At 39.7% G+C, this 7538-nt stretch carries 10 protein-coding genes; all 10 read right to left on the bottom strand.

Going from position 1 to position 7538, the window contains the following annotated elements; all coding sequences use genetic code 11:
• Nucleotides 1-377: 377 nt before the first annotated feature.
• Nucleotides 378-767 carry a hypothetical protein gene (locus C9J37_RS26785; protein WP_107897833.1) on the bottom strand — a complete coding sequence of 130 codons (390 nt, stop codon included), beginning with the start codon at nucleotides 765-767 and terminating at the stop codon, nucleotides 378-380.
• A 111-nt stretch (nucleotides 768-878) separates the two neighbouring features.
• On the bottom strand, nucleotides 879-1262 hold the full coding sequence (locus C9J37_RS26780; protein ID WP_107897832.1) for a hypothetical protein: 384 nt from the start codon (nucleotides 1260-1262) through the stop codon (nucleotides 879-881).
• Between the two features lie 170 nt (nucleotides 1263-1432).
• On the bottom strand, nucleotides 1433-1876 hold the full coding sequence (gene fabZ / locus C9J37_RS26775) for a 3-hydroxyacyl-ACP dehydratase FabZ (protein WP_107897831.1): 444 nt from the start codon (nucleotides 1874-1876) through the stop codon (nucleotides 1433-1435).
• A 136-nt stretch (nucleotides 1877-2012) separates the two neighbouring features.
• Entirely contained in the window at nucleotides 2013-2297 is a 285-nt protein-coding gene (locus C9J37_RS26770) for a DNA-directed RNA polymerase subunit beta (protein WP_024362916.1), read from the bottom strand.
• Between the two features lie 38 nt (nucleotides 2298-2335).
• The gene (locus C9J37_RS26765; protein WP_107897830.1) at nucleotides 2336-3175 is read right to left on the bottom strand and encodes a flagellar hook-basal body protein; all 840 of its coding nucleotides are present in this window, start codon (nucleotides 3173-3175) and stop codon (nucleotides 2336-2338) included.
• A 25-nt stretch (nucleotides 3176-3200) separates the two neighbouring features.
• Nucleotides 3201-4034 carry a flagellar hook-basal body protein gene (locus tag C9J37_RS26760; RefSeq protein WP_107897829.1) on the bottom strand — a complete coding sequence of 278 codons (834 nt, stop codon included), beginning with the start codon at nucleotides 4032-4034 and terminating at the stop codon, nucleotides 3201-3203.
• Between the two features lie 21 nt (nucleotides 4035-4055).
• Nucleotides 4056-5051: a cell shape-determining protein Mbl gene (mreB, locus tag C9J37_RS26755; RefSeq protein ID WP_024362913.1), complete on the bottom strand. Its 996-nt coding sequence runs from the start codon at nucleotides 5049-5051 to the stop codon at nucleotides 4056-4058.
• 167 nt (nucleotides 5052-5218) lie between these two features.
• A complete protein-coding gene (locus C9J37_RS26750; RefSeq protein WP_004269485.1) occupies nucleotides 5219-5479 on the bottom strand; it encodes a sporulation transcriptional regulator SpoIIID in 261 nt (86 codons plus the stop codon).
• Nucleotides 5480-5612: 133 nt separating this feature from the next.
• On the bottom strand, nucleotides 5613-6269 hold the full coding sequence (locus C9J37_RS26740) for a M23 family metallopeptidase (protein WP_107897828.1): 657 nt from the start codon (nucleotides 6267-6269) through the stop codon (nucleotides 5613-5615).
• A gap of 37 nt (nucleotides 6270-6306) precedes the next feature.
• Nucleotides 6307-7538 (bottom strand): stage II sporulation protein D (gene spoIID, locus C9J37_RS26735; RefSeq protein WP_235617267.1); only part of this gene is annotated, 1232 nt, incomplete at its 5' end.

The following is a 7538-nucleotide window of genomic DNA, read 5'->3' as shown; positions in this document are numbered from 1 at the left end:
TTTTACTTTGCGGGTTTACCTTCGTTCCGCGGGTAAACAAGCTGCTTCGCGGGTATTCTCCTGCGTTCCGCGGATAAACGTTCTACTTTCGCGGGTATTCTCCTGCGTTCCGCGGGTAAACGTTCTGCTTTCGCGGGTATTCTCCTGCGTTCCGCGGGTAAACGTTTTTACTTTGCGGGTTTACCTTCGTTCCGCGGGTAAACGTTCTACTTTCGCGGGTATCTACCTTCGTTCCGCGGATAAACGTTTTACTTTCGCGGGTAAACGTTTTACTTTCGCGGGTATTCTCCTGCGTTCCGCGGGTAATCTACCTCATTCCGCAAATTCCATAATCATAAAGAAAAAAGTGATTCCGGTTGAACGGAATCACTTTGTTTTTACGGGTTAGTCATTGTGTTGCGGTCTTCTCTCATAGTGCCGTTGTTTCGTTCAGCACCATTCACACCATTGGCATTTGGTACGTTGTCATAGCCATTTGTGCCATTGACATCCGCATTCGAACCTGGTGTTGTTGCTTCTGGCATAACAGTTTTTTCTCTTACTGTGCCATCATTTACAGTACCGTCGTTAACAGTACCATTGTTGACGTTACGATCGTAGACATTATCGTTTCTATCCGGATCTACGACATCTTCTACATCGTTAACACCTCGTTTAACGTCGTTTTTCACGTTCTCCATTGGGGTTTCAGCTGCATTATTACCCCAGTTACAACCTCCAAGGAATACTGTAGCAAGGATAATGGCTAAAAATGACATTTTCCACATATAAAAAACCTCCTTTCTTGAGTACTATGTCATCAAATACAATATGTGCATTTGTGATCCTACATAGATTGCCCGAGAAAGGAGGGAACTATCCGATTTTTTGTGCAAAAACTATTTTTGTTTATCTTTCAGTAAATGCTCAATGTATGCAGCTTCTGCTTTACAATTATAGGTATAGTTTGTACCTAATTCTTTTTGTAAAGCTTCGATTGTTTCGACTTGTTTAGCGGTTGGTTCTTCATTTAAAATTTTTGCAATTACTTCATCGATTTTTTGTGCCATCTCTTCATGGAATTCAGTACTCATCAAAACATCGGCTGGGATTTTTTCGATCCAAGCGGCATTTTCCTGAAAATAAGACTGCCAGCTAGCAATGAAGTCTTCCATAGAAAAGCGCTCTTCTTCCCAACCAATACTTGCTAAGTATGATTCAAAAGATGTTGAAATCGAACGCGTAATGCTAATTTTAACACCTGAAGACAATTCCTTATACATCTATATAATCCTCCTACTTTTTAAAAAACCTAAAATTACATGTATTTCAATTCACAATACTATCTATGCCATCGCATTAAAAAAACTAAACTAAATTCTGTCAAAAAAAATTGACAATAAGAACACTATTCGACAAGATTATTTTATAACTTTTAGCCTATAATTGCAAATTAAGGCTGTTTTGGTTGTTCAGGCCCTATTGCAAATAAAATATCTACCTCACAAACTAGCTCGCCATCAACGGTAGCTACACCATGTCCTTTGCCCATTACACCGCGCAGTTTAACGAATTCTACTTCTAATCGTAGCTGATCTCCCGGTACTACTTGGCGCTTGAAACGAGCGTTATCGATTCCTGTTAAAAATACTAAACGTCCTTGGTATTGTTCTGATTTTAATAAGGCTACGCCACCTACTTGCGCCAATGCCTCAACAATTAAAACACCTGGCATAACAGGATATCCTGGAAAATGTCCATTAAAGAAATCTTCGTTAATCGATACATTTTTAATACCTACTGCACGCTTGCCTTCTTCTAATTCCACAATACGATCTACAAATAAAAATGGATAACGGTGTGGTAAAATTGCTTGAATTTGCTCTGCTGTTAACATTTCTTTTCCCCCTCTAATATAAGTATGTATATATACCTTACGTCCAAAAGAGGATGTAGGTTTCAACGTATAATCGCTTTTAGATTTAAAATACTCGATTTTTTATGTGAAACACAAAGTATGGTAAAGAATATTATTATTCTTTACCATTCATAATGTCAAATATATGCTGCCATGTTTCTAATTTAAAGACATCCATTGCTTTTCCTTGACCAATTACACTGTAGCCCACCATTGTACCTAAAATAGCGGCAACAACGATTAAAACAAGAACAAGTACAACTCGTAACCAAATCGGAATCAGCCGTATTTGCACCCATCGAACCTCGCGTTGCTCTCCGTTTGAGCGACGTCCCTTCTCTTCTGGTGGCGTTTCGGTTTCTTGTGTCGGCACAGAACGTCGACGTGAATCGTTTGTCATAGATATTGTACCCCTTCATTTCTTACTCAATAATGCACTTATCTAACACCATTAATAAGCCCTAGCATTTGGTCAGCTAGTGTTACGGCTCTGGCATTAAATTGATAAGCACGTTGCGTTTCGATTAAATCTGTCATTTCCTTCGACAAGCTCACATTCGATAATTCGAGTGCATCATTTTGCATGCCGATTTGTTGACGATTTGCTCCTTGTAACTCTGTTACAACTTCGGCTTGTGTATATCCTAGCTCTGCTAAGTTATCTGGCAAGCCTACATATGTACCAGAAATATGCTCCATTAGTTGCGGCTTTTGGAATTCCGTTACTGCTAAATCCGTACGAATAACATCACCATTCGGATATGTAGCTTCTAACATGCCTCCATTGCGAACAATAAAACCTTTTGCATTATCAGGTAATGTAATAGGCTGTCCATTTGCATCTGCCACTGGATAACCATCTGTATTGACAAGCATCACCGTTCCATTATTTAAAGGTGATAAATAAAAGTCACCTTGACGAGTATACACTGTTTTTGTGCCATTTTCACCATCTGGCATTAAAATGTTGAAATATTGCTTTGGTTTTGTAAAAGCAAGATCCAAATCACGATCTGTTGTTTGAAGCGAACCTTGCTTATGATTTGTTTGAATTTGTCCAAGCTGTGCTCCAGAGCCATAACGGATACCTACTGGTGATTGACGCACAGTTGGGTCCTGTTTATCATTATTAAATTGCTGATACATAAGTTCGTTGAACGTTGCTTGACGTGTTTTATAGCCATGCGTTCCACTATTAGCAATATTATTACTAATTGTATCTAATTTATTTTGCAATTGCCCCATTGTATTTGTTGCCGTAATCATTGTTCGTAGCATGTGAAAACGCCTCCTGTTCGCTTAATTATATTTTACCGATTTCATTTACAGCCTTTTCCATACTTCGATCATACGCTTGCAACACTTTTTGGTTTGCTTCAAAAGCTCGGTATGCTGTCATTAAATCTGTCATTGTGCGTCCAGAATCTACGTTTGAGCGCTCTAAAAATTTTTGTCCTAATGTAAACGATACACCATTTGCACCGTAAGCAGTCGGCAAGGCTTCTCCATTTTCTGTACGAATTAAGCCATTATCTTGTTTACGTAGCATGTTCGGATTGGCCGCAAATGATACACCTACGCGCGCTACTTGCTGGTTATTCACATAAATGCCACCGTCCTGATCAAGACGGAAATCATCATTTGGTAGCTGGATGCGTTGTCCGTTGTCAGATAACACGTAGAGACCTTGACCATTTACTAAATAGCCTTGACCATCTAATGTGAAATTCCCGTTACGTGTGTAGGCTTCTCCGCCGTTTGGATGTGCTAAACGGAAGAAAATTGAACCAGAGACACCATCTTCATTTTGAGGTAAGTTTCCATCGATAAGGGCCATATCTGTCGTTAAATCTGTGCTATAGATTTGACCTTGTATGTAATTTGGCAATGTTTCTTGCATATATATCCCTGTATTGAGTGCACCAACTTGACTCATATACTGTGAGCCAGCTTGCTGATTGGCAGGTGCATTTGTTTTTCCTACGCTGGACATTAGCATATCTGGAAACGAACGGATGGTAGATTGATCTGCCTTAAATCCAGGTGTACTTGCATTTGATAAGTTGTTTGTCAGTAATTCTGTTCGTCTTTGTTGTGCTATCATACCTGTTGCTACTGTATAAAACCCTTTAAACAAAGGAATCACCTCATTGTATTTTTATAGTGATGCTGGAACACGATCAATATTTTCTAACATAATGCCAGTGCCAATTGCAACACAATCCATTGGATGTTCAGCAATAAAGACTGGAACTTTTAACTCTTCGATTAACAGCTGGTCCATTCCGTGTAATAATGCGCCACCACCAGTAATAATGACACCACGGTCAATAATATCTGCTGAAAGCTCAGGCGGTGTTTTTTCTAACACGTTTTTCGCCGATTGTACGATCATGGCTACTGATTCATGTAATGCACGTTCAATTTCCTCTGAATGAATCGTAATTGTACGAGGTAAGCCTGTTACCATATCACGACCGCGAATATCCATTGAGTCGTTACGTCCACCTTTGAAGACTGTGCCAATTGTGATTTTGATTGCTTCGGCTGTACGCTCACCAATTAACAATTTATATTCTTTTTTAATATATTGTAAAATATCATTATCAAAAACGTCGCCCGCAACCTTAATAGACTCACTTGTTACAATGTCACCCATAGAAAGAACTGCGATATCTGTAGTACCACCACCGATATCCACTACCATATTGCCACTTGGTTGGAAAATATCCATCCCAGCTCCGATTGCCGCAACTTTTGGTTCTTCCTCTAAATATACTTTTTTACCACCAGATTTTTCAGCAGCTTCGCGAATCGCTTTTTGCTCTACACTTGTAATATTTGTTGGACAGCAAATCAATATACGTGGCTTTGTTAAAAATCCTTTTAGATTTAATTTATTGATGAAATGTCTAAGCATCGCTTCGGTAACATCAAAGTCTGCAATTACTCCATCGCGTAATGGCCGAATTGCTGTTATATTACCGGGCGTGCGACCCACCATTTGACGAGCTTCTTCACCTACTGCTAATACCTTATTTGTCTTTTTATCTATTGCTACCACAGATGGTTCGTTTAGGACGATTCCTTTGCCTTTAACGTGGATTAATACGTTCGCAGTTCCTAAGTCAATGCCTATATCCTTCGAAAACATTTTTTAAATTCTCCTTCCCGCCAGTTCCAACTACATAACGTTCCTATTGTCTATTTATCTAGAATATTTTATCACACCCCATTGGTAATTTCACCTAAATTTAGTTATTACGCTTGTTTTCCTTCAATTATATGTACACAAATAGAAATGTACAAAAAAAGAACGAATCATTCTTGACTCGCTCTTTCTTTCCACTTGTTTTTCGTTGCCTCTCCTCCACGAATATGACGTACGGCTTTATGGTAGGCGAGAATTTCTTTCACTTGATCAGCTAATCCTTCATGAATTGTTGGTAATCGCTCAGTTAAATCTTTGTGCACCGTACTTTTAGAGTAACCTGTCATTTTCGCGAGGACACGCACAGTTTCACGCGTCTCAATCAATAATTCACCGAGGCGTATGCAGCGCTTCCGAATGTGCTCGTGCACGTTCTCGTCCTTTCCACACAATTTCACAAAATGGCTTTGGCATCAGATGCACGTCTGCGCATTTCTTCACCTTATGTGAGGACAAAGCTATTCAGAACACGATTTGCACTTTCTCGTTAAATTGCTGACTTTTTTAAAATCCTAGGAATTTTTTCGGATTAACGTATTTACCGTTTTCTAGAACTTCAAAATGCATGTGAACGCCAGCTGCTTGATTCCACTCATTGTCAGTCGCTTTTCCAAGTGCCTGACCTTGTGCTACTTCATCGCCTTCTTTCACAGCGATATCTTTTACAGAACTATAATGCGTTTGCACACCATTCGCATGCTCTAGGACGATTTTATTGCCTGTGAACGCATCTAGTTTTACTTCTATTACTTTACCAGTTAACGCAGCAACTACTTCGAATTCCTCTCCATTCATAGAAAGGGAAATGCCTGATGAAGTTGTAAATGTTTGATTGAATACCATTAAGGCATTCTCACGTGACTCTTCTTTTGCTTCTACATCATAAAATTCCTGTGAAACTTGTACTTTACTAAGCTCTGCTTCCTTGAATGGATACTTCATTGTTTCTGTTTTTGCATTTGTTTCAACTACTGGACCTGGGTCTACTTGCGCTACATCTGGTAATGGTGCTTCTTCTTTTGTCACGAGACTATTGTAACCAAATAACATACCTGCTAACATTAATGCACCACCCGCGTATACCGCCGGCCAAAACCAAGGTTTTTTCTGCAATTGTCCTTTTTCATTTTGAGAAGTTTTACTATTTTTATCCTCTCTCATTTTCATCACCTCTAGTTGCAGTGTGAACAACTAGAAGCTATTTTAAACATGCATCTATTTTTTTTATCTCAATTTGTTGATAATAATAGTGTAAAATCTCTGAAGCGTTCTTTCCTTCCCGTGCCATCGCATCTGCACCGTACTGGCTCATACCAACGCCATGACCATATCCTTTCGTTGCTACCTGAACCTTGCCCGTATTCTTATTATATGAAATCTTAAAGTCTGTTGATGGCAATTGTAAGAGTGTTCTAACCTCTCTGCCCAACCATACATTTTTACCTAATTGCAGGCGTTCAACACGTCCTGAATCATTGAGAAACAATTGCATACGACTGAAATCATTCGCCTGCCATTTAACTGGCCACAGCGCATTCCATTCGGCTAACGTCCATTCTTTTATTGTTGCAAACTTTGGAGAAGCTTGATCGGACATACTTGTAACGCTTTGTAAATACGGTAAGTCATTCCCACTGTAACCGTAAGCACTCTCTGTTTTACCATTGCTCGTTGAGTGAAACATCGCCGTAATTAATTCATTATTATATAGAAGAACTTGTCCTTCTGTTTCCGTAATGGCTTCGACAATTTTCTTTTCATTTCCCGGGAAATTGCTAGTCCAATTGGCTTTTCTTTGTTCTTTATTGTAGTAGACTTGCCTTGCAACAGTAGGTGCGATGGCTTTTTTACCGTAATTTGTCGTTTTCAGCGCATAGGTTCTCGCAGCAATGGCTTGCGCTTTTAAAGCTTCTTTGTCAAAGGACACGGGCATTTCTGCAGCCACTACACCAACTATATACGTTTCTAAAGGAATTTTTCCCTTTTGTCCCTCCACCTCTATGAATATTTCACAGGCGTTTTCCATCTTTTGTGGGGAATTGTTAGAATGATCATCGATTCGTCTCTCACTGAATGCTACTGGCAGCATATATAATGCACCAATTAAACAAATCACAGCAATTATCATTATCCAATTTTTCATAAGGAATAATATGCGAGTACTACAGAAAATATGAGCGTTCCATGATTCCGGGAGTTCGTTTTGCTTTGGTTTATAGGGGTCACTGTGCTTCGCGGGTATTTCACTTCGGTTCGCGGGTAAATCACTCTGCTCCGCGGGTATCTCGCTCTGCTCCTCGGGTATTTCACTTCGGTTCGCGGGTATTTCTCTCTGCTCCGCGGGTATTTCACTCTGCTTCGCGGGTATCTCTCTGCTCCGCGGGTATTTCACTCTGCTTCGCGGGTATTTCACTTCGGTTCGCGGGTAAA

Source organism: Lysinibacillus mangiferihumi (assembly GCF_003049665.1).
In the GTDB taxonomy this organism is placed as follows: Bacteria; Bacillota; Bacilli; order Bacillales_A; family Planococcaceae; genus Lysinibacillus; species Lysinibacillus mangiferihumi.
The sequence above is the reverse complement of the archived record's forward strand: the minus strand, read 5'-3'. Positions and strand labels throughout refer to the sequence as shown.

Coding starts and splice junctions, on each gene's coding strand:
- fabZ (WP_107897831.1), bottom strand. CDS start 1,876: ATGTTAACAGCAGAGCAAATTCAAGCAATTTTACCACACCGTTATCCA.
- C9J37_RS26770 (WP_024362916.1), bottom strand. CDS start 2,297: ATGACAAACGATTCACGTCGACGTTCTGTGCCGACACAAGAAACCGAA.
- C9J37_RS26785 (WP_107897833.1), bottom strand. CDS start 767: ATGTGGAAAATGTCATTTTTAGCCATTATCCTTGCTACAGTATTCCTT.
- C9J37_RS26765 (WP_107897830.1), bottom strand. CDS start 3,175: ATGCTACGAACAATGATTACGGCAACAAATACAATGGGGCAATTGCAA.
- mreB (WP_024362913.1), bottom strand. CDS start 5,051: ATGTTTTCGAAGGATATAGGCATTGACTTAGGAACTGCGAACGTATTA.
- C9J37_RS26740 (WP_107897828.1), bottom strand. CDS start 6,269: ATGAGAGAGGATAAAAATAGTAAAACTTCTCAAAATGAAAAAGGACAA.
- C9J37_RS26780 (WP_107897832.1), bottom strand. CDS start 1,262: ATGTATAAGGAATTGTCTTCAGGTGTTAAAATTAGCATTACGCGTTCG.